The 22,752-nt window shown below is 39.0% G+C and carries 19 protein-coding genes and 1 tRNA gene; 6 read left to right on the plus strand and 14 right to left on the minus strand.

The window, feature by feature from the left end; all coding sequences use genetic code 11:
* Nucleotides 1–28: 28 nt before the first annotated feature.
* From OQX63_RS07075 to OQX63_RS07110, 8 genes are all read right to left on the minus strand, one after another.
* The gene (locus tag OQX63_RS07075; protein WP_265850200.1) at nucleotides 29–1,147 is read right to left on the minus strand and encodes a TlpA disulfide reductase family protein; all 1,119 of its coding nucleotides are present in this window, start codon (nucleotides 1,145–1,147) and stop codon (nucleotides 29–31) included.
* Nucleotide 1,148: 1 nt separating this feature from the next.
* Nucleotides 1,149–2,321 carry a TlpA disulfide reductase family protein gene (locus OQX63_RS07080; RefSeq protein ID WP_265850201.1) on the minus strand — a complete coding sequence of 391 codons (1,173 nt, stop codon included), beginning with the start codon at nucleotides 2,319–2,321 and terminating at the stop codon, nucleotides 1,149–1,151.
* 14 nt (nucleotides 2,322–2,335) lie between these two features.
* Complete coding sequence (locus tag OQX63_RS07085) at nucleotides 2,336–3,751, minus strand: RagB/SusD family nutrient uptake outer membrane protein (protein ID WP_265850202.1); 1,416 nt, start codon at nucleotides 3,749–3,751, stop codon at nucleotides 2,336–2,338.
* Between the two features lie 52 nt (nucleotides 3,752–3,803).
* Nucleotides 3,804–7,313, minus strand: a complete 3,510-nt coding sequence (locus OQX63_RS07090) for a SusC/RagA family TonB-linked outer membrane protein (protein WP_265850203.1) — start codon at nucleotides 7,311–7,313, stop codon at nucleotides 3,804–3,806.
* Between the two features lie 261 nt (nucleotides 7,314–7,574).
* Nucleotides 7,575–8,747, minus strand: coding sequence for a FecR family protein (locus OQX63_RS07095; protein ID WP_265850204.1), 1,173 nt, complete (start codon nucleotides 8,745–8,747; stop codon nucleotides 7,575–7,577).
* A 78-nt stretch (nucleotides 8,748–8,825) separates the two neighbouring features.
* Nucleotides 8,826–9,407 carry an RNA polymerase sigma-70 factor gene (locus tag OQX63_RS07100; RefSeq protein WP_265850205.1) on the minus strand — a complete coding sequence of 194 codons (582 nt, stop codon included), beginning with the start codon at nucleotides 9,405–9,407 and terminating at the stop codon, nucleotides 8,826–8,828.
* A 416-nt stretch (nucleotides 9,408–9,823) separates the two neighbouring features.
* Nucleotides 9,824–10,543: a DKNYY domain-containing protein gene (locus OQX63_RS07105; RefSeq protein WP_265850206.1), complete on the minus strand. Its 720-nt coding sequence runs from the start codon at nucleotides 10,541–10,543 to the stop codon at nucleotides 9,824–9,826.
* A 74-nt stretch (nucleotides 10,544–10,617) separates the two neighbouring features.
* Complete coding sequence (locus tag OQX63_RS07110; protein WP_265850207.1) at nucleotides 10,618–11,502, minus strand: LysR family transcriptional regulator; 885 nt, start codon at nucleotides 11,500–11,502, stop codon at nucleotides 10,618–10,620.
* Between the two features lie 86 nt (nucleotides 11,503–11,588).
* On the opposite strand from OQX63_RS07110, the gene OQX63_RS07115 reads away from it, so the two are divergent.
* The 6 genes from OQX63_RS07115 (at nucleotide 11,589) to OQX63_RS07140 (ending at nucleotide 16,466) form a co-directional block, all read left to right on the plus strand.
* Nucleotides 11,589–12,557, plus strand: coding sequence for an alpha/beta fold hydrolase (locus OQX63_RS07115; protein WP_265850208.1), 969 nt, complete (start codon nucleotides 11,589–11,591; stop codon nucleotides 12,555–12,557).
* 182 nt (nucleotides 12,558–12,739) lie between these two features.
* Nucleotides 12,740–13,150, plus strand: coding sequence for a nuclear transport factor 2 family protein (locus tag OQX63_RS07120; protein WP_265850209.1), 411 nt, complete (start codon nucleotides 12,740–12,742; stop codon nucleotides 13,148–13,150).
* A gap of 452 nt (nucleotides 13,151–13,602) precedes the next feature.
* On the plus strand, nucleotides 13,603–13,893 hold the full coding sequence (locus tag OQX63_RS07125; RefSeq protein ID WP_265850210.1) for a putative quinol monooxygenase: 291 nt from the start codon (nucleotides 13,603–13,605) through the stop codon (nucleotides 13,891–13,893).
* A gap of 5 nt (nucleotides 13,894–13,898) precedes the next feature.
* On the plus strand, nucleotides 13,899–14,726 hold the full coding sequence (locus tag OQX63_RS07130; RefSeq protein WP_265850211.1) for an SDR family oxidoreductase: 828 nt from the start codon (nucleotides 13,899–13,901) through the stop codon (nucleotides 14,724–14,726).
* A gap of 1 nt (nucleotide 14,727) precedes the next feature.
* Nucleotides 14,728–15,357: an SDR family NAD(P)-dependent oxidoreductase gene (locus OQX63_RS07135; protein ID WP_265850212.1), complete on the plus strand. Its 630-nt coding sequence runs from the start codon at nucleotides 14,728–14,730 to the stop codon at nucleotides 15,355–15,357.
* 194 nt (nucleotides 15,358–15,551) lie between these two features.
* Nucleotides 15,552–16,466, plus strand: coding sequence for a helix-turn-helix domain-containing protein (locus OQX63_RS07140; protein WP_265850213.1), 915 nt, complete (start codon nucleotides 15,552–15,554; stop codon nucleotides 16,464–16,466).
* A 779-nt stretch (nucleotides 16,467–17,245) separates the two neighbouring features.
* Here the strand turns inward: OQX63_RS07140 and OQX63_RS07145 are convergent.
* The 6 genes from OQX63_RS07145 to hscB all read right to left on the minus strand — a co-directional run bounded on the left by OQX63_RS07145 (nucleotide 17,246) and on the right by hscB (nucleotide 22,739).
* Nucleotides 17,246–18,457: an alpha/beta hydrolase-fold protein gene (locus OQX63_RS07145; RefSeq protein ID WP_265850214.1), complete on the minus strand. Its 1,212-nt coding sequence runs from the start codon at nucleotides 18,455–18,457 to the stop codon at nucleotides 17,246–17,248.
* Nucleotides 18,458–19,180: 723 nt separating this feature from the next.
* A complete protein-coding gene (locus OQX63_RS07150) occupies nucleotides 19,181–19,771 on the minus strand; it encodes a hypothetical protein (RefSeq protein WP_265850215.1) in 591 nt (196 codons plus the stop codon).
* A complete protein-coding gene (locus OQX63_RS07155) occupies nucleotides 19,755–20,228 on the minus strand; it encodes an RNA polymerase sigma factor (protein WP_265850216.1) in 474 nt (157 codons plus the stop codon). The genes OQX63_RS07150 and OQX63_RS07155 overlap by 17 nt, the downstream gene beginning before the upstream one ends.
* Before the next feature lie 1,247 nt (nucleotides 20,229–21,475).
* Nucleotides 21,476–21,555, minus strand: a tRNA-Leu gene (locus tag OQX63_RS07160).
* 88 nt (nucleotides 21,556–21,643) lie between these two features.
* Nucleotides 21,644–21,937 (minus strand): DUF3817 domain-containing protein, encoded by a 294-nt coding sequence (locus OQX63_RS07165; protein WP_147225442.1) that lies wholly within the window; start codon nucleotides 21,935–21,937, stop codon nucleotides 21,644–21,646.
* A gap of 268 nt (nucleotides 21,938–22,205) precedes the next feature.
* Nucleotides 22,206–22,739 carry a Fe-S protein assembly co-chaperone HscB gene (gene hscB / locus OQX63_RS07170; protein WP_265850217.1) on the minus strand — a complete coding sequence of 178 codons (534 nt, stop codon included), beginning with the start codon at nucleotides 22,737–22,739 and terminating at the stop codon, nucleotides 22,206–22,208.
* Between the last annotated feature and the right edge of the window lie 13 nt (nucleotides 22,740–22,752).

A 22,752-nucleotide genomic window follows, 5' to 3' on the forward strand; every position in this document is an offset into this window, starting at 1 on the left:
CAGCTATTCATATATTATTGTTTAACTACTATTTGAAGATACCTTCCAGGGTTTTGTTCAGTTCCTCTCCTCTCAAATCTTTACCTACTACCTTACCTTCCGGATCAAGCAGAAAGCTTGCCGGCACAGATTTTACACCATAAGCTTTAACTGCGGAGTTCGACCAGGCCTGCAGATCAGACACATGCGTCCAGGTAAGGCCATCAGCTGCGATGGCTTTTAACCAGGCGTCCTTTTTAGAGTCAAGAGATACGCCCAAAATTTCAAAGCCTTTATCATGGTACTTTTTGTAAGCTGCAACTACATTAGGATTTTCTCTCCGGCAGGGGCCGCACCAGCTTGCCCAGAAATCAACCAGTACATATTTACCTTTAAAATCAGACAACTTTACGATCTTACCATCCTTATCGGGCATCGCAATAGCCGGGGCAACTTTCCCTTTGGCGGTTTTCGCATTGGTTTTTAACGCTGTCCTGATTTGTTCGCCAATTTCTGATTGCTGCGCATCTTTAGTGAGCAGCCCAAATAATTCTTCGGCTACCGGAAAATTCGGATAACTGATAAAGCGGTCATAAATGATTGCTGCAGATCCGGCCGAAGCGGCATTTTTTAGGATATATTGCTTTACAGCTGCAATGTTCAGGGTATCAAGCGTCCTGAATTCACGATCGAAACCTGCATGGGTAGCGGTATCCTTTTTACCCGCTTTCTCTGCCTGATCAAGCCTTGCATAAATACTTCCGGCTTTAACAGTAATTTCTTTCCATGGGCCGTTGTAAAAGCCCATATATACATCCTGAGCAGTAGAACCGCTGATAACTACGGGAGATATACTGTCAGGTTTAGAGATATTGATCGCAGCATTTTCCAATATAAATAGTATTGGGTTTTTCAGGCGCCTACTTTCTAATTTATAAAAGCCCGGTTGTTTTACCGTTCCTTTAAACATAAAGGTGCCATTAACAACCTTAGTTGAATCTGTAACGACATATTTATCTCCAACTTCGTGACCAAGATAAACCTTGTCGTTAACGGCAGGTAACTTACCGGTCAATACATATTTCCCGTTTTGGGCAAATAGCGGGCCTCCGCAACACAAAAGTGCCGCAGGTACAAGGGTTAATATGCGCTTAAATAAAATGTTCATGTTATATTGATTTTAACTTGTTGATTACTTCTTCAAGGCTCATGTTTTCCAACACAACTTTTCCCTGCTCATCTAAAAGAAACATAGCAGGTATAGCCTGTACTTTCCAGGCATTGGCCGTCGCTCCCCTATCCAGAAAACTTGGCCATGGCAGTTTTTCTTCCTGCTGTGCCTTTAACCAGTCTCCCTCTTTTTTATCAATCGAAATACTAACGATCTGCAGGCCTTTATCCTTATAATCTGCATATACTTTTTTCAAATTAGGAATCGACTTACGGCATGGAACACACCACGAAGCCCAAAAATCGACCAGTATGTATTTATGTCCTTTTTTTAATATTCCTAATTCTGCAGGCTGCCCTTCCTCATTTTTCGCAACCAGCAAAGGTGCCTTCTGGCCTTTAAAACCTAACGGGTTAACTAAATCACCCATGATTTTACCGTAATAACTTTTTTGGGCTGCAGGCGACAGCTCCGCATACAAACTTTTGTCTTCCGGTGTAAAATAACTGTAAATGTCAAGTGCCAGCAGTGGCCCCCAGAAAGAATCCTTATTGTCAGTCACAATTTTACGCAGATTTGTCTGCACCTGCTTAAAGAATTGTGATTCATCAGCCATTGCTTTTTTCCAGGCCGGGCCATCTGTTATTGATTTCACCAGTGCGGTATCTTTTGCTGCAACTGCTTCATTTCGCTTGTTTATTACCTCTTTATTGGCTTCCTGGTTAGTTAGATAGAGTGCATTAAGTGCATTCTTTGGCGCAATTTTTTGCATATACAGCATATGTGATTCGCTCCCTTTCACAACTACGTTGGTAAACTCATAATATGTACGGTCGCCATTGCCCAAAAGCTTAGCTGTAGCTGTTACCACAACATTCCCGGGTTGAAGCATCAATGAGGTTTGTCCGCCAACGCCTGCAATCCGTAAATAATACAGCCTAGGTTCTGCGGATATTTTTCCTTTGAGCAAAAAGTGCCCACTGCTAATCACAGCCGTTGCCACAGGCTGCTCATTTGCATGTGTAGCACCCGGAACAAGATTGATATTTGCGCCATCCGGCAGCCCTTTAACAGTCCCGTTGATGGTGACTGTTAAAGACGCTGCTTTCGCCTGTCCGGAGAAGATGGTAAAAAGTATCAGGAGCAGTGCAATTTCTATTTTTAGTTTCATAGGTGCGTTTTGATCTACTTGTCTACATTCTGTTTGATGGTACCATTGCCCGGATTTTTAGAAGCACCCAGAGGAAATGGCATCGTCCAGAGATGAGCGTTCGGGGCAAGCGTTAAAGCCTGTCCGCCTTCTGTTTTGCTCAATGTAACAGCATAATTAGGATCTTTATTCAGACGGCGTGTATCAGCAAAAGGCGTAATCCCTAAAATAAGTTCGTTTCTTTTAGTACGTTGAATGAGCTTTACCGCATCTATAGTGTTAGATGCACTTAAGGGTGCATAATTTGCAGCAAAGATTCTTTTTACCCTTACCGCATTTAATGTAGACATTGCGCCAGGAATATCGTTAAGGCGTGCCTGACATTCCGCTTTGATCAGATACACTTCAGTAGTTGTTAAACCACCTACATTAAAATAACCAGTAGTGATGCTGGTGTAATAAGTATCTGCGCCAACGGTCCGGAGTTTCCAGCGTGAAGCGAATCTTGCATCTCCCTGTTCAAAGCGACTTGCGCGGTCAACGCGGATCGCCTGTTCCCGTCCGGCATTGCTCGATGCTCCGTGACGGAAATAATAATTTTCAACGTAATTGAAACCCATTGGCGAAGGCGCATTGTTATATACATTAACTGCCTCTATCTGCGTTTTGTAGGTATTATAAAATGTTGTCCAGTCGAACAGTTTATCATTGTACTTCAGCGCTTCGTTTGCTGCAGCCAGGGCATCAGCATATCTTCCCATTTGCAGCAGTATTCTTGCTTTCAGCGCGTTTGCGGATCCGAGGTTGGGATGCAGTACTGTTGCACTGGTAGCACCCAAAGCCGGAATGGCTTCATTGATATCCTTTAGCATAAAATCATACAATTCTTTGATCGATACCTGGGTATAAGCAGCGCCAATATCAGCACTGAGGATCAGCGGCACAGATAATTTGGTGGCTGCGTTTGCTTCTTCATAAGTGTCTGCATAATAATTGGCCAGGATATCATAATCCATTGCCCTCAGCACTTTTGCCTGTCCGATCAGTTCCGCTTTTTGTGCCTCCGTCCCCTCTGTTGTTCCCGCTGCCTTTTCAATAATCAGGTTGCTGGTGTTTATTCCGGTGTAATTGTTATAGTAAGTGCCTTCATCAGCATTGTTTAAGGCAACCCTGTTGGCCGATTCGTTCCAGTTGTAGTTCGCCTTGTACAGGGGATAGTAATTCAGGTTGCTGCTGGTTTCAAATTTATCATTGAGCAAAAGTACTGCCTGGGTGATATCTGAACGGTGATTACTATACTCATCGCGGATCAGGGCTTCATAGTCTGATAGTGTAGTAGGGATCTGGCCATTTCCTACAGGAAGGATATCAATAAATTTTTTGCAGCCGCTAAAGCTCAGCACTGAAGCGAGAGCAACTAATTTTATGGTGTTTGAAAATATATTTTTCATCACTTATGTCTTTAAATATTGTTTGTTGCTAAATGCAGTATAAAATGGTTTCCTAGAAATTAAGATAAGCACCCCATACATAATTAGGAGTAAGGTATCCGTTGAGCAGGTATTTTGCAGTTTTGGATTTGGCCAATGTAAACGCATTCTCCACATTAAACTGGAAACGTATATTGCTCAATCCTGCTTTTTTAGCGATCAGTTGTGGTACTTTATATGCCAGGGAAATATTTCTCAGGCGCATATTAGTCGCATCCAACACATTGATGTCAGCATACCTGTAGATGTCAGCACTTTGACTATTATAGTTAGGGTCTTCAGCAAAAACAACTTTAGGAATATTGGTCTTCAGCTCATCACCCGGATTTCTCCACCTGTTTACAATGTCTTTATTTACTGCGGAGATTTGTGTAACATATCCGTTCAGGGCACCGTTATAGTCGGCTCCCAGCACAGGTAAAAATGTATCCCTCATTTTATGACCGCCCTCGAAAGTCAGCAGGAAGGATAGGCTGAAGTTTTGATAGGAAAGCGTACTGTTTACTGATCCGCTGTATTTTGGAACGGTCGATCCGCTGTAAACAATAGATTGCAGCGTAGCCGGTGAAGCCTGTACCTTCTCTCCTTTTTCATTGTAAACCTGTGGCAATCCTGTATTACTTAAACCAGCCCATTGATAACTGTAAATGGCATTGTATGGATTTCCGATACGTGGGAATGATTGCGGATAATCAAGCTGAAGAACATAAAACGGTGCCTCTACATTGACATAAGTAACTTTATTTTTATTAAAGGCATATTGCATCCCCAAATTCCAGGTCAGGTCTTTGCCACGGATGATATCACCTGACAAGGCCAGTTCAACTCCCTGGTTCAGCATCTCTCCGTTATTGATTACGTAGGTTGAATAACCGAACCCTTCGGTCGGAACCCCCTGCGTGTTGGCCAGCAAATCCTTGCCACTTTTATGGTAATAGTCAACCGATCCAGAGAGACGGTTTTTGAAAATTGCGAAATCCAGACCGGCATTGGTGGTCGTAGTTTTTTCCCATGATAACAATGGGTTTGGTCTGCTGCCTACGGTAGCCTGTAAACCGCCTACATTGTTATTGGGATTGAAATTAAAAGTGGTGAATGGTGCACTATTTGTATAAACGTTACCGCCGATACCATGCGAAGCGCGCAGTTTCAACCTGTCTACCCAGTCTGCATTAAAGAATGATTCCTTGTTGATATTCCAGCCGGCACCCAATGACCAAATTGGCGTATTCTGATATTTCGAACTTGTACCCCAAAGGTTTGATTTGTCCCAGCGGATACTACCTGTAAAGAGATACTTTTCATCATAGGCATAGCCAACATTACTATAGAAAGAGACAAAACGCTCTGTACTGATCCTGTTAACAGCCGCATCCCTGTCTGTGAAATTTCCTCCGCCCAGAATATCACCGGGGTAGCTGCCCAATAATGGCTGGTTGACCAGGCTGTAGGTTAATGTATTTGGATTATAGTTGTAAAGCGACTGATTATCATATTCAATTTTTCTGTTCCTGATCTCAGAACCTAAAATTGCGGTTAAGCTATGTTTCTCCCCAAAAGTTTTGTCAATGTTTAACTGCTGGCGGAAGTTATAGGCATTATTGAACTGATTTTCCTTGTAATTGATATTTCCGTAAGGCAGATTAAAGATTGCCTGTCCGCCACTCACAGGATTGAAAGAAGCAAAACTATTTACCTTGTCGCGAACAAAATAGGAATTTTTATCATACAGTTGATCGAGCCTGCTGGTTGCATACTCATATTGAAAACTTGATTTGTAGGATAACCAGTCGGTTATTTTTGCGCCCAGGCGGACAAACGACCTGCTGGTAAAGTTCTTTGTTTTACCAATGTTCATTGCCTGTTCATCTAATGGCGTAATGTCCATATTGTACAGCTGGTTATCATTAATCAATGCCATATTATTGGCTGATAAACGTGATGCAGCAGTAGAGGTAAAGTTGCTTCCGTCTGCGTTTACCAACCTGTCATAAGGTAAAAATGTATAACCTGGCGACAAGGTGTTGTAAGGTTGGGTTTTACCTTCATTATAAGATAGGAATGTACTCAGTTCCATGGTCAGCCATTTATTGATCTGAGTAGTATTGTTGATGTTGATGCCGAGCGATTCATCTCCCGCATATTTATCTTGCGTTTTGTTATTGCGGTAGGTTGCGGAAGTGTACAACGCATTTTTCTCTGTCGCATTGCCAATACTCAGGTTATATTGCTGATAAAAAGGACTGCGCTTGCTATACTTTTCAACATCATCATAATACTGGTATCCGCCGGCTGCCAGCTGGCCTAATTTTGTATTGAGATCTGCCTGTGAAAGTGTGCCTGCAGCATTTCTAAGAATGGCATTGATACCCTGGCTCGGGTAGGCCACATTCTGTAATAAGTTGGCCGCGTAGGCACCGGCATTTGCACCGCGTAAATTCGGATTATTGGCAGCCCATTCCTTCTCCAGTTCAACAATATCTGCTGAATTGGTCAGGTTATCAGTATATTGCCTGTAAGGAGAAAGCGTGAATGTACTGGAAGCAGAAATTTGTGGCTTGCCTTTTTTTGCTTTCTTGGTAACAATAACAATTACACCATTAGAGGCACGTGCACCATAAATAGAAGCTGCTGCTGCATCTTTCAGTACCGTAATGCTTTCAATATCTTCCAGGTTTAGTCCCGGTATGCCTTGGGCTACATCATTGTTAGCATCCAGTTTCAGGTTTTCCACCGGAAAGCCATCGATCACGTATAAAGGCTGTACCAAGTCGTTGTTCATTGAAGTTGTTCCCCTGATCAGACCATTATTGTAACCTGGTATCCTGCCTTCCAGCAGCGACTGCATACTGCTCAAACGCTGTTGATCCAGTTGTTTGGACGATACAGTAGAAAATGATCCTGTTACGCGTTCTTTAGACAGGGTTTGATATCCTGTGGAAACAGTCACTTCATCCAGCTGACCTGTTTGAATGGTCAGGACGATATTGCCCAGATTTTCCGAAGCCTTGATTTCCCTGGTCTGATAGCCTAAAAATGTAATCATCAGCACAGCATCTTCATCAACATCCTTCAATGTAAACTCGCCATCGTTATTGGTCACTGTCTGTTTTTTCAGTCCCTTTATGCTGACAATAGCGCCGGGAAGCGGCAGATTCTTTTCATCCAGCACTTTTCCGGTAACATCGATTGATTGAAATCTTTTAATGATTTTTTCAAGGAATGCAGGCTCTTTCTTTCTAACCAGTACAGATTTGTTAGTAATCGTGAACTCCAGCGACTGGTTTTTAAATATCTGATCCAGAACGTCGCTTAATTCCGCATTTTTAACATCGATCGTCACTTTTTTAGAATTCTTTAATACAGAATTCGTAATCACAAAATCGTAACCGCTCTGGTCGCTGATCTGATCAAAAATGGTAAACAATTCAGCATTTCTGGCTGACAAAGTAATTTTCTGTGCGTAGGTGCCCGCACTTACCTGCATGAAAACAGCAAGCATGAGTAGAGTGGTTAGCTTCATAACTCTCCATAGGTTATTTTGCGCGCTGAAAAAGCGCACTGGTTTAGTGCAAATTTGGTACATTTGGTAAGTTAGGTTGTTGCTTCAAGCCTTGTATTTTCGAGATCGCGGCTTTTAGCGGTTAGTTGACAATTTTTGTTAATTCCCAGCCTTTTTTTACCAGTTCGATTGACGTCGGACTGGTATTTTATTCTGGAGCACATCCTCCTGTGGTTCCAGGGATGGACTTTGAATTTCCTATAGAGTAGATAAAGTAGATTTTTATTGTATAACGGTCACCCTCCTTCCTTCAACTTTAAATTTTACATCATTAGAATAGCTGAGCATATTCAATACTTCACTTATATTTTTATGAAGCGAAATGTTCCCATTGAAGAGCTCGCCAGATCCTTTCCCTATATATACGACCTCAATATCATACCAGCGCATAATTTTTGCCATCACATCCTCAATCGACTCATTTCTGAAACGGAAATAACCATTTTTCCAGGCCATCACATTTTTAATGTCAGCAGGCGCAACAGTAATAGGTTGCCCATCCTGTACTATCGATTGCTCTCCCGGTTTGATGATTTTTCCCTGTTCCGCATGATCTGACACCTGCACGCTTCCTTCAAGCAGCGTAGTTACTGTTTTTTGATGATCAGCGTAGCTGTTGATATTGAAATGTGTGCCCAGTACCTGTACCTCCTGAAGGTTGGTTTTCACGATAAAAGGGTGTGTTTTGTCTTTCGCAATTTCAAAATAGGCTTCACCTGTAAGTTCAACCTCACGCAATTTCGCCGATGCAAATGATGCAGGAAATTTGATAGAAGAGGATGCATTCAGCCATACTTCACTTTGGTCTGGCAGCCGGAGGCGGTAAGTTTCACCCATGGCAGTCGATAAGGTATGGATGTGTGTACCTGCAGCCATTTGATCATCTTTTACAGTATAAACAACTTGTCCATCAGCAGTTTTACTGATCAATATCCCCGCTTCGCTGGCCAGCTGACCCTCATTGGCGGCGGACAATACTATTTTTTTGCCGTTATCCAGGGTAAGTGTTGCTGTGTTTTTGCCAGGAGCGATATCGTTCCTGATGATATTCACCAGTTTTTGTGGCTGTGGCTGATTGCTGTGATAAATAAGGCTGCCCCCTATAATGATCAAAACCGCAGCAGCCGCGATGCTGATCCAAAGTTTACGCAGCTTGCCCCTGTTCCGAACAGCAGAGGTTACCGCAATCTGCGCTTTTAATTCCTCCCACTTTTTATCGGTATTAAAAGTTGAGTATGTTTTCAATGCATCAGCAGATTCATCCCTGATGGCACGAAGTTCCGCTAAAAGTACCTGTTCATCGGCACTCAGGAAATTTGGCGACTGTTCATCTGCTTCCAGTTTGTCTAAAAGCTGGTTCCAGTCAGGAGTAAAAGGACTGAGATTTTTATCCATATCAATACACTGTCGTAGCTATATCAAAAATGGGTGACAGCAAACCAATAAAATAGCTACCTTTTTTTCAAAATAAATTTAAAAACGTCCTGGCAATGAAGAAAAGGCAATAAAAATAAGAATTGCATGATTACGAAGCGCTGAATAAGCCCTGCTTAATTGTGTTTTAACCGTATTAATTGAAATATTTTGCTTTTTAGCGATTTCTGCATAGCTCATTTTATCAACCGCATGCATAATAAAGATATTTTGCCTGTTTTCAGGCAATTTCTGAATCAATTCTACAATTTTGATATAGCGCTGATGTCTGATTTCGTTATATTCCTGCTCATCGTTATCTTCTTGTTCCTCTTCCAAAGCGGCCAGCATCGAATTCCTCTTTTCAGTCACTGCACTTTTACGCAGAAAGTCAATGCATTTATATTTTACTGCCCTGCGCGCATAGGCTTCGAAACCTGTGGTTAGTTGAATAGTATGGCGCCTCTGCCAGAAATCTATGAAAAAGTCCTGCACCATATCTTCCGCTGCAAACTGATCATGAACATATTGCATAGCCACAGCACACAGAAATTGATGGTTTCTGCGAAACATTGCTTCGAATTGGTCGATATGAAGTGTTTTACTAGCTTCTCCTTCCATTAATAATTTAATGAATGACATAGTTAGTTAAAAGCTATGAATTTACGAAATGATTATATGGTGAGATCGTCTATTATTTATTGCGGGTACAGTTTATTGACTTCTCTATTCATTCAAGGTTCTATTAGGTAGTACCAAAAATGAATATGGCAAAGCAAGACTTGAGCACGGTAATAACTTAGGACGCAGCAAGATTGAACCAGTTCATGGGAAATCTGGTGAAAATCGCCCGTTATAACACTATATAATGCAGAAATATGATATCGGAATTAATAAGATAATTATGAAAAGCTTAGCTATTTTAAACAATATAACCAGGGTAAAAAATGATGAGTCCTCTAGCCTACCCCCCCTTTAATATGAGGCAAAATTTTTTGTTTGTAATTCGCTCATAATTTCTCGACATGCTTTGTTATGTTAAATCATCCTAAACATCCTTATTCTAGCACTAAGCCCTTCTTTTTAATGCCAAAAAAGTAAATGTCCTTACCACTTATCCCATAAAGCCTGTTATCTACAATCTTTACCGAAAAGTCCGAAGGCTTTACTCCGGCTAGCTTCTTCAGGGCTTTGCCTATGGTATTCACAAAATAAACATTGTTCTGGTCGGCTGCATAATAAGTGTGGCTTTGGTGAAGATGAAAAGCATCAAAACAGCCAGGCACCGTCTTAAAAGTATCAACATCCACATCGGGTACATTCCTTCCCCTAAAAAACAGGCTTTCCCTGTCCCGGGCAATATTCTGCCAGATAATGCTGAAAGTCTTTGTATCAGCTCCTTCCACAATAGATGTAAGAAAATAAACCTTATCACCTGCCCGAAGATAATACTCGTTATATCTTTCTGCCTTGCTGTAATCATATGGCAGGCACGTGTTGTACCAATAATAATTGTTCCCGTCATAACCAATGCCATCTTCGGCATGTATAACTTTAAATGTTTCGGGCTTTGCGCCCTCAATAACGGAAGCATTGCACATATAGCTGGTGACATACACCCTGTTTTTATCCCTGAAGTAAAAAGTTTTGTCCTCAAAAGCTTCCACCATCTCAAACGAATCGTAATCGATTGTCTTTTTGAGGCTGGTAAATTTTTCCGAATCATACAGATAAATGCTCCTGTCTACAAGCGTGAAGCCGTGTCCCAGATCTTTCATATGTCAGGCATTTAAGTTAAGCGCTTACAAGGTTAAAATATTTAATAACAATTTGAAACTCGAATGTGAAATCTTTATTTATCGGCATTGTTACTTTTTGTTCCGCTACTGATGCTGATAAAGGCTTTTAAAGCAGGGGAAAGTGGCACATCTTTTCTGTAGACCAAAATCGTTGTCATAAGTCCCTGCTCCTTTGGCAGATGGAATGTTTTTATATTTCTATTACCATAAAAGGTACTGATGATTTCTTCTGGCATCACACTAAATCCAATCCCGGATTCAATGAAATTTACAACACCTTCAATAGAATTCATTACTGTTTTATGATATTCGGCAATACCCTTACTTACAAGCCAAGCGTCAAGTTTAGCTCTAAAAACGCAGCCTTGATCGAAAACTATTGTTTTAAGTGGACTTTTTTTAAGTAGAATATCCAGGTTTTCACAGTCTGCCGGAGCAACAATTACGACCTGTTCGTCCTTTATTTTAATTTGTTCAAGCTCAGGAATGTCAAGAGGAGCAGGAATAAATGCTGCATCCAGTTTATAATTCAACACATCACTGATTAAGCTGGCTCTCATCGCGGATCTAAAATCCAAGTCAACAAAAGGAAATTTAGAGGCAAGTTCATTAACAAGTTCAGGCCCTTTCAGGGTCATCATGGTTTCCAAAAATCCAATTTTGATCTTGCCCTTTACGACGTCACTTTTACCAATCGACCTTTTTGCCTCATCCAAAATATGGTTGATTTGCTTGGTATAGCGAATAAGTTTTTCGCCTTCAGGAGTTAATTCGACCTTGCGGTTGTTTCTGGTAAAAAGCAGTGCACCAAACTCCTCTTCCAAATTTTTTATGCGGGTAGTTACATTTGATTGAACAGTAAACATTGCTTCAGCAGCCTTTGTAAAACTGCCATAATGCGCAACGGCTTCAAATAAATTAAGGTCATTTGTGTTCATAAATCTTAAATTAAGATGCATAACATCTTTATAAATCATTTTTAAAGATTAAATATCAGGTTTACTTTTGAATAAAAAAAGAAAAAATGAAAAAACTAAAAATAGCCTTCACGATCATCCTGATTGGCTTATTAGGGGAAACAAAAATTATGGCACAATCAACCACAGTTAAAACAAGTCCTGCTTTAGAAGTTGGGGTTGTTCATCACCGCAGGGTAAATGTAAACGGACTTGGCGTATTTTATAGAGAGTCAGGCCCGGCAGGAGCACCCACCATATTATTATTGCATGGTTACCCAACATCATCACATATGTTCCGCAACCTCATACCGATATTGAACAAAAAATATCACATTATAGCCCCTGATCTTCCCGGATTCGGAAATACTGATTTACCGGATCGTACAACTTATACCTATACTTTTGAAAATCTGGCCAAAACAATGCAGGGTTTTATAGATGAATTAGGTTTAAAAAGGTTTGCAATTTATGTATTCGATTATGGTGCGCCAACTGGATTTCGTCTGGCACTTGCGAATCCAGAGAAAATTACGGGGATTATTTCGCAGAATGGCAATGCCTATGTAGAAGGATTGAGCACGGGGTGGAATCCGATTCAGAAATATTGGGAAAATAATACCCAGGAAAATAGAGATGCACTAAGGTCTTTTTATAGCAAAGAGGGAACAAGATTCCAGTATTTTACTGGTGTTACCGATACATCGCTCATAGCTCCAGAAACTTACATGATGGATCAGTATTTTCTAGATAGGCCAGAATCTGCAGAAATTCAGCTTGACCTGTTGAAAGACTATAAAACAAATGTTGATCTGTATCCATCGTTTCAAAAGTATTTTAGAACCAATAAACCAAAATTGCTTGCTGTGTGGGGAAATAAAGATCCATTTTTTCTTCCAGCCGGAGCTGAGGCCTATAAAAAAGATATTCCTAACGCAATGGTAAAATTTTATGATACTGGCCACTTTGCCTTAGAAACCCATGTACAGGAGATAGGAAATGAAATATTGAAGTTTCTCTCCAACCTTCCAAAATAAGATTTTCGAGTATAATACAGCTTAAAGGTGAAGGCTTTATACCTGGAGTTGGCAGGTTGAAGAGGATGGCTATGTATATTTTAATCATGGCGGTAGGGCGTCTTGAAAAATCGAAAATACACTGATCAAAGCAAGCCCGGCATAAGCCGGAATTTTTGAAATACAAATAAATCAAATGATTGATGGAAATTAAAAACCCAGTACCACCGTTTAACTACGATTCCGCGATGAAGAAAGTCATGCTTGCAGCGCGCGCATGGAATAGCCGCGATCCTGAAGTAGTATGCATGGCTTATACCATTAATACAGAATGGCGCAATCGGTCGGAATTTATCTCGGGCCGTGAAGAAGTTAAAGTATTTTTAGCAAACAAATGGGAAAACGAACTTGGCTACAAGCTTAAAAAAGAACTTTGGGCATTTACTGATAACCGTATCGCAGTTCGCTTTGAATATGAATGGCATAACCATCAAGGGCAATGGTTCCGCAGCTTTGGTAATGAGCTTTGGGAATTTGATCAATACGGACTAATGGAGAAACGATTCGCAAGCATCAATGATCTGGCCATTGATGAAAAAGATCGAATTCTATAAATAGATCAATACAAATGTTTAAAAGGCGTTAGCATATTGTTAGCGCCTTGCCCTTTATCCTCCGGTTGGTGTTCTAACCAAGCAGAACATAATTTATTTAAATTAATTGTATCTCGAAAATAAAAAGGCCTTTAGCAAAGCTAAAGACCTTTTATCTTACCCCAGGACATACTAAGGTCGAACCGGTTTAAAGAAGATCTACTTCAAATCGCTCTTATACCACTTAATATGTCTGTTTAACCTGATAAAAAAATCAGGATATATTAGAACAATCGGACCTAAGTATCTTTTGAGATTGTTTTCAACCACAATGCTCCTTCAAGAATTTTTCAACGCTTATTAAACATTCATTTCATCCATGAATGTTTGAATCAGACAAGCTTTGGTTTGCGTTGAACAATTTTCAGGTCCAATACCACGGTATCTTTGTATCATAATAATCAGAATATAATATGGTTACAGTAATCACAGAATTTGATCCAAAGGACGAGCGTTCAGAAATGGAATTGGAAGATATTTTCCAGAAACTTATGGAGGAGACTCCCGGGGAGGCTGGCTACATCGCCTACGAAGTACTACGTACAAAAATTACTCCTGGTACCTATTACATTATTGAAAAATGGGCATCTGAAAGGGATTTGCAAAATCATGCTGAACTGGTGGAAAAAAAAGGATATGCAGCATCAGCAGTAGGTCTGTTAAAAAATGAATTAAATAATATTATTCTTCGAACTTTAAATTAAGAAAAATGAAAACAGTATTAATTACTGGTACATCCTCAGGAATAGGAAGAGCCGCAGTGTTAAAATTCAACAGCGAAGGTTGGAATGTGATCGCAACAATGCGTAATCCATCCAAAGAAACAGAGTTAAATCAATTGAACAATACCCTCGTTGTTGCCCTGGATGTCCAGAAACCTGAAACCATCACCGAAGCAGTCGTTGCTGGGATCAATAAATTCGGACAGATTGATGCCGTTGTTAACAATGCCGGAGCCGCAATATTCGGCGTCTTTGAACTGGCAACTGAAGATCAGGTGAATGAAATATTTGACACCAACGTTTTTGGCCCTATGCGTGTTTTGAGGGCAATTCTTCCGTACTTCAGGGCACAACGTTCAGGAACCATAATTAACATTACTTCGCAAGGTGGAAGAGTTACCTTTCCGACCTGCAGCATCTATCACGCAACAAAATTTTCACTCGAAGGATTGACAGAAGCCATTGCGTATGAACTGCTTCCCTTTGGAATAAGGACAAAAATTGTAGAGCCAGGATCAACAGTGACAAAATTTGTTGGCGCAGCAGTAGTAACTGAGGGAGAAATTCCCGAATACGAGCAATTTGTAAATATTGGTTTAGGAAATTGGGCTAAGCATGATACGATGGCTTCCCAACCCGAAGAGATAGCAGAAACCATTTTTATTGCAGCAACAGATGATACTGATCAATTGAGATATCAGGCGGGTAAAGATGCGGAACTGTATATCAGAAAAATGCAAAATAGTGATGATCAGGCCTACGTAGATTATATGCGTGAGCGATTCATTCCAGAATATTTAAACACAAAAAAATAATATGAATTTCAAAGAAAGCACCATACTTATTACTGGAGCAGGCACTGGAATGGGCCTGGAGGCTGCAAAATGGTTTTCAGAACAAGGCAGCCGGGTGGTGATGGTTGCACGAAACGAATCAAGACTAAAGGATGAAGCTGCGAAGTTAAAAAACGCCTCTTATATCGCTTGTGATCTTTCACAACAGGATCAATTACATTCTCTGGTGGAGAACATAAAGCTAAACTTTCGAGATTTAAATCTTGTTTTTCTGAACGCTGGTGTAGCTACACATTATGCATTGCTTGACAATAGCCAGGCATATGAAACAAGTTTGAATGAAATGTTAACCAATTTTCACCCTGCGGTATATTTAACGCATCACTTGGCACCGCTTCTTGAGCTTAAAGAAGATGCCACATTTATTATTACCACCTCAGGAGTGGCGTTAGCACCAGATCTATCTCATCCAACGTATAGTGCCACAAAGGCGGCGCTGCACAATTACATCTTAGGGTTGAGGTTGGTGCTAGAAAGAAAAAAATCATCAATTAAGCTGTACGAACTGATGGCGCCACTGGTCGATCTCCTTTTTCAAAGGCTGTTCTATCGGATATTAAGGTATCACCCAGCTCAGTTATTGAGCGTTTGATTATAGGGATAGAAAATCAGGAATATGAGATTCGCCCAGGACTTTCTGAGGAGATTTACCAGACATATCTTCGCTCACCCACAGAGGCATTATTAATGGTAAACCAGGCAACTGGAGCATAATTTTTTGTAAATTTATACGTGTTAAAGCTGTTTAGGATCCTAAACAGCTTTATATTTTAAAACATCAGGGTTATGATGAAACAACATAAAACTAATAAATTGATCTATAAAAGTGAAAAGCTGGAAGACTTTGAAACCTCAAGGCTCCAGTCCAGCCTGGAACCACAGCCGCACAAGCCTTTCCGTTTCTTTAGTTCTGCCGATTGCCTATCTGGAAATCCGATTACTTACCGGAGAAGAGATTACTTTAAAGTTAGTTTATTGCGGGGTCAATATATTGTTCATTATGGTGATGAGAGCATAAAAGTATCAGGTTGTTCCCTCTCCTTTTTTAGCCCATGGGTTCCTTATACGATAGAGCAATTAAAGGAAGAAGAAAATGCTGGTTACATAATTTTTACTGAGCTCTACTACAATACTTATTTCAATCAGGCCATTAGGAAATCTCCCTTATTTAGTAAGGAATCAAAGCCGATTTTTCTGCTTGATAATAATCAGGAGAAGGAAGTAAAAGCTATCTTCTCAAGAATTGAACGACAGGAACAATCTGACTACCCATTCAAAGATGACCTGGTTAGGAATCACCTCAACGAATTGATGCATTATGCGAACACGCTGCATCCAGCTACGGAAAGGCACCATGCGCTTTCGTCAAAAGAGCGGTTGCATCGTATATTTAACGAGCTGCTAGAACGACAGTTTCCTGTTGATGCCGCCCGCCACAAACACCTTCGCACGGCGAGTGATTTTGCTGAGACACTTAATGTTCATGTAAATTATTTAAATCGCGTCTTAAAGGAGATGACAGGCAAATCTACAAGTGAAATTTTGTATGATCGGCTCCTGAGGGAATCCATTATTCTGTTGAAACATACTTCCTGGAGTGTATCAGAGATTGCTTACAATCTAGGGTTTAAGGATGCATCTCACTTTAACCACTTTTTTCGCAGACAAGCTAACCTTACGCCAACCTATTTCAGAAATTGATTTTATACATCTAAGTTGAAGTAATTCATCCCGGCAGTTTTGGGCTATAATTAACCGCAATTAAACGGGCATCCTTAAATCTTAAAGAAGTATTATCACTCTGCCTAATTTGAATTTCTATGCTCTAATTCTTTGAAATCCAGTGGTTCGACCTTAGTATGTCTGGGTCTCCCCCGCCGGAGATCGAACCAAAAATGGCGTTTTCAAGCCAAATAAGCACATTACAAGATATTTAAAAACCAAAAATCCCTCTCTAGATGCTTTAGAGAGGGATTTGTACCGATCAGCGGGATTACTTTCAATATTTAAAAGCCTTTCTATTGCTAATAGAGCCTATAGTGGAAGATTTGAAAGTTAAAGGTTTTATAAAATAATGAGCAAATTTTGGCTAATCGTAATTTATAAAATACCTTCACCGGGCAACTTTGAACCAAAAAACTTGACATTTTAATTTATAGAATTGAATCCTCCAATTTTCTGTAATTCATATTATCAAGAACTCAATATCAAAAACTAAAAAATTCACTTGATTAATGGAATGAGTTTATGAGAATCATTCACTGAAGATTCAATTCTATATAGCTATGTCTCATATAATGACTCAATTTTTCAGAGTCATCTATTATTATCAAATAATGATGGAATAGTGATAGATATACGGCCTCTTCATAAGACCAATTTGGACAATATTGGCTTCCCTATTTTTTTACTTTAAGTGCCATAATCGCTGTATCAAATTAATAGAGCTCAACCTTTTAGTAGAGCTCTATTAATTATTATTATTTCTCATTCAATAGCTTTTCCAATTTCACTTTGCTTTCCGGAATATCCTTTAGCGTTAAAGCCTTTTTGAAAGATTCGATCGCTTTTGCTTTATTTCCGGTTACAAGATAGAAATCACCAATAGAATCGTAACAATTGCCACTATTAGGATTATTGAAAATATTGAGTTTAAATAAAGACTCCGCTTTCTTAAATTGTTTACCAGCCATCATCTGGTATCCAAAATTATTGACCTGGCTTTCAGCGGGTTTCACAACATAACCCATTTGCTTGGAAACTTTGCTATAATGCGTAACTAATAAAGAATCTAATCTAAAATTTGGATTTTCTAATTCACTGTCGTAAATCTTGAGCTTGTAAAAGTCAAAGATAAATCGAAGCGCATCATATTCTCCAATCAATCTGACCGAAGGATGGTTGTCATCTTCATAAAATTTGTACCTGTATCGCAACTGGTTCCTTTGAGCTTTTTGAAGTTCTTTAATGAATTTTAAATTGGCACGAATTAGATCCGTATTCTCGCTTGTGTCTTTTTGTACACTTAGCGTATCAATCCCTCTTTCCAAACGATTGGCCATAGCCATAAACAACGTTTTTCCTTGGTAATTATTAGTGGTTAAATTTGTTGCCGCTTCTTTTACAATTTTAGCATTATTCCACCACAACGCTCCATCAAGGCAAACATATGAATTAAATAGATCAGGGTTATGAAGTAACGTATTGATTACTGTTAAGCCTCCCACCGAATGGCCAATAAATGTTTTATATGTTGTAGTTGGATAATTTGAATTGATATGGGGAATAAGTTCTTTCTCGACAAAAGACATAAACTTTTCACCATTACCAAGAAATTGCTTAGGCATATCTTTATCCGTACCAGTTGTTAAATCGCTCATTCTATTTGAATGCACGATTCCAATTACAATCATCGGAGGACAGAGGCTTGATTCTTCCATGTGCTCGGTAATACTTACAACACTGTTGAAATTTTCAGCTCCATCCAACAAGTAGATCACGGGGTAATTACCTCTGTCTTTTATTTTATTTCCTCCGTTACTTTTAGGAATGTGTATTAAGATTTCACGATTTTCCCCTAATATTTTAGAAGATATTGTTTCCGAAAATCCGGTAGTAAAGCGATTGTCTTCTTGGCCCTGAACATAAAAAGAAAATAAGAGAAAAATAAAAGAACAGTAGAATGATTTCATGTTGTAGAATATGTGGTATTTAAATTTATGCGTTAAGACCTTTAAAATGCAAATATATCCAATACCAGCTAGTTTGTCGTAATGTTAACTTCAGATTTAAATTAAGTGATTATTAAAAAACGGTGGAATGATGAAAATAGTTTACACGAATACCTTCGTTTATACGTAACGCAAATTATCAAAAACTAAAAATCTGATTTGAACAATGGAATGAGTTTATCATAATCATTCATAAGAAAACATATTTTAAGAAGTTGTATAATAAACATCCCCCTTATGCAATAGCCACGGTGGTTTTATAATAGGCTATTTGGGATAGCAATTATATATACTGTCTCAAAACGAAGGAATCAATCTAGATCGTTATTTTTCTTTTAGCTATAAATTCTAAAGGCATCCTATTCAGCAAAAGCTAATAATATCGTTGACTAACTTTAAGGTCTTAAATAAGAGGCGATATTGATATAGTCTACCTCACTATTTATTTAAAGAAATCTTATTAAGAATCTTTAGTATTAGATGCTAAGCAAATACGATCTTTCTTATAGCGCTGAAGTTTAATTATTCCAATAACCTCAATCATGAGTCCTAAGCCCGTGATAAATCCTTTATATAGATCAGGTATTGGATAATATCGGCTTATCGCTGGAATAAGGCTTGTGAACATTAAACCTATGATAAGATAAACCATTGCAGATTTGGGAATAGTGTTACGTTTCATATTTATTTATTTTTAAGTTGTTGTAATATAGTTTCCATTTTTTCACGAGTGGCCGCTAACTTAGCAGCATCTTTATTAAACGACCGTGGGCGTATTATAAACCATAAAAAAGCCAGATAGATAATCGCTATGCTATATATAGCAAAAAGCCAAATAGGATACTTTGAAATAAACTCGTATAAGTACATCAGCCAGCCAACCGAGCACAGCAAAACTACTCTAACCATTGTTTTCTTATAATAATAAATCTGGTTCTGACGGGTTTGCTCAATGAACTCAATAAATTCCAGATTACTACAGTTATCAAGGTGTTTAAACCGTTTGATGGATCTTATATTCGTGGCAGCTACCAAAAGTCCTGAGATAACCATTAATCCACCACCAATATAAGTCGTAATCTCCTTAAAACTGACAAAAAATAGTACAGCAATTATTAAGCTTGAGAATAATAAACATGAAATAATCATTAACCACTTATTCCTCAACTTCTGATTCCGAAAAGTGCCAATTAATTTTAGCATTTCCTTTGAAGTAGGTAATTTATCCGTTTTTGCGGTGTGCCACACAGTTTTCAAGTCATTTAAATTGTCCATATTCATGAAATTTTTGAGTTAATTTTTCTTTTATCCTATGAATTTTTACCCTTACATTTCCGTGGCTCAGGCCTACAACGGCAGCAATTCCTGTCTGTGGCAAACCCTCCAATTCCAGAGAGATGATAATACGGTCTGTTTCTTCCAGTTCCGAAATACACCTGTATAACAGTTTAAGTTTTTCCTCTGGCGACTCATCCAATGTTTCTGCTAAGTTATAAGGCAGTTCAGCGGTAGGCATCCGCTTCGAAACTTCCATGGCACGAAGGCAATTATTGGTAGCGATTCTGAATATCCAGGTACTGATCTCTGAATCGTAACGGAAGCTAGGTAGATTTTTCCACACGGAAATAAAAGTCTCCTGTACCAAATCTTTAGCCTGATCAGCATCATTTGTATACCCAAGACACACCCGGAATATTTGCGAAGCGTAGCGACTATATATTTCCTCAAACATTGTTATACTAACTGACTGATACAATTGCCTTGTTTTTATGCCGGGTTAGATACGACACAATATGGAATGTTACAATCAATTTAATAAGTGTAAATGAATCGTCTCAATAGTTATCAAAAGGAACTCAATAAAGGAATTGCGCTATCAAAATATAACCCAAAAAATTTATAACGCGCGGAAAAAATTGAATTTGAGGAGTACTCCTGTTTTTTCCCAATTTCTAATACGATCTTCACTAACTCCACAAATCCCTGCCACGTCTATTTGACATAACTTTAGTTGCAATCTTTTCTTTCTTATATGATCACCTATAGATACGGGGTCCTCAGCATAGGAAATAGGCATTGGTTTTCCTGTTTGGCTTTCAAAACGCAAATAAGGCAACACAGGAATGTCTATAAACTAAATCAGTAAGCATAAAGAACGAAGGCAAATTATATCTAGATTGAAAAGGTCGCCGATTTTTGAAGAATTAAGGCGATGCATATTTTCTAAACTAGCTATTTTAATTAGATGGAACCAGATTTCATTTTATCGTTAATTGTCGTGCTAACCAGCGGAGGATTTTCCATTGAGGGGTATCCTTAAATGTTGGTGTGGAAAGGGAATAACAGCTGGATATACTAAGGGCCGTAAAAGCTATTACTTATATTATCGCTGTACGGAGCACACGAGAATTATAACCTAGCCGGAAACAAGTTGCATGATGCTATTGAAGCTGTGCTAAAAGGCCTAAGCTTCTCTACCCATCAAGTCCAGTTTGTAAAGGAAACAGCGAAGGCATTATTGATAGAGCCTCAGAAACTAAAGAAAGAACAACATCAAAATAAAGTCAGAAAGCTTCACGAGCTAAATGAAAAGATTTTCAAGCTCGAAGAACGATTGATGAATAATGAGATAGAGAGCTCGACCTATCAAACCTGGTTTCAAAAATACAAAGAGAAAAAGGCAACTCTTGAATATTCATTAAGCGGAAACCAACCATCTAAGATCCGAAACGAGGACGAGCTTATTGAACGAATTTTACCAAACTTAACTAACCTGTATGAGATTTATCAAAAAGGTAACATCACACAGAAGCATACGCTAATGAGAGGGGTGTTCAAAGATAATCTGGTATGGGGTGACGATATGTTTAGAACTGCTTTTATTGACCTAACCTTCAACGATAACATATTGATATTCAAGCAAAAAGGGTTGCTTTTTAACGAGCAACCCTTTAAGGTTTCGGGCTTGAGCCCGGTTAGTACCCAGCGCCGGAGTCGAACCGGCACGGTTTCCCACAGGTGTTTGAGACCAGCGCGTCTACCAATTCCGCCAGCTGGGCATTCGTATTGGACGGGGTTGCAAATGTAGATAACGAAAGCCTAAATCACAAAATTATTTTCAATTAATTTTAACTTACTGAGAAACAATTATTTTGGCCTTTCGTCTTTTAATTTCCGATCAACCACAAAGGGCATAAATGGTAAAAGTGATGCTAAAAAGATGAGAACTGCTTTACCAAACTTCCATTTTTGCTCTTGCCAGGCCAAAATTAGGCAGGCAATATAGGCGATAAATAAAATACCGTGCAGCCAACCAGTGTATTTAACTGCCTCTTTATAATGAAGAAGATATTTAATCGGCATGGCTACAAATAATAAAAGCAGATAGGATATTCCTTCTGCAACGGCTACTTTACGAAAAATAGAAAGGGAGCTATTCATTGATCTGATTGTTTTCTCCTAAAGTAAAACAAAGCTTCTGCCTGACAAAAACTAAAAAATGATTTTACAATGGAGTGTGTTATGAGGTAGAGTGTTTAGGGTTTAAACAATAGCAATTCGAAATCTGTTAAGTATCTTTTCTGCATCAACCACAGCGCTTTCAGGAGTAAAGGCACAATGAACACAGCGCTGCTCATTCAGCTATGGCAACATATCTTCGGACTTCAGCCCTCCCACCCCTAACTTCTCCCCTTTTATGCAATTATAATTAAGCCAATTTCTCCCTGATCCTGTCAATATATTTTTGCCTGTAAAAATTATCTTTTATCAATGGTAATAAAGCATCCGATTCTTTTGGATTACGATCAAACTGCATCGTCAGCTCATTTAGTTCATTACCCAAATCCTTTTCTATCGCTTCAACATCGAGTCTTACTTGCGTGCTCTTTTCCACATCAGGATCAAATTCCAAGTCCATTAAGGCCTCATTGATATCCATCATGTCCATCAAAAAAGATTGTGGCAATTGATAAGCTTCATCAGTTTCTACAATCCCTTTTAATTTCAATACATATTTTAAACGTTTTTTAGCATTGCTCAACGTTTGGTAAGCCTTATTGTTCAATGTAGATAGATCCAATACTTCCTGCTGTTTATCTGCGCTTTCATTGGCATAAAAATCGGGGTGAAACTGTTTGCTTAAAGTGTAAAACTTTGCTTTTACCGCATTTTGATCTGGATAAAATTGAACCGGTAATTCATAAAAATCGAAATAATTAATATCTGATGCTGCTACACTCATGATGTATAATAAA

Source organism: Pedobacter sp. PF22-3, assembly GCF_026239555.1.
Taxonomy (GTDB): Bacteria; Bacteroidota; Bacteroidia; order Sphingobacteriales; family Sphingobacteriaceae; genus Pedobacter.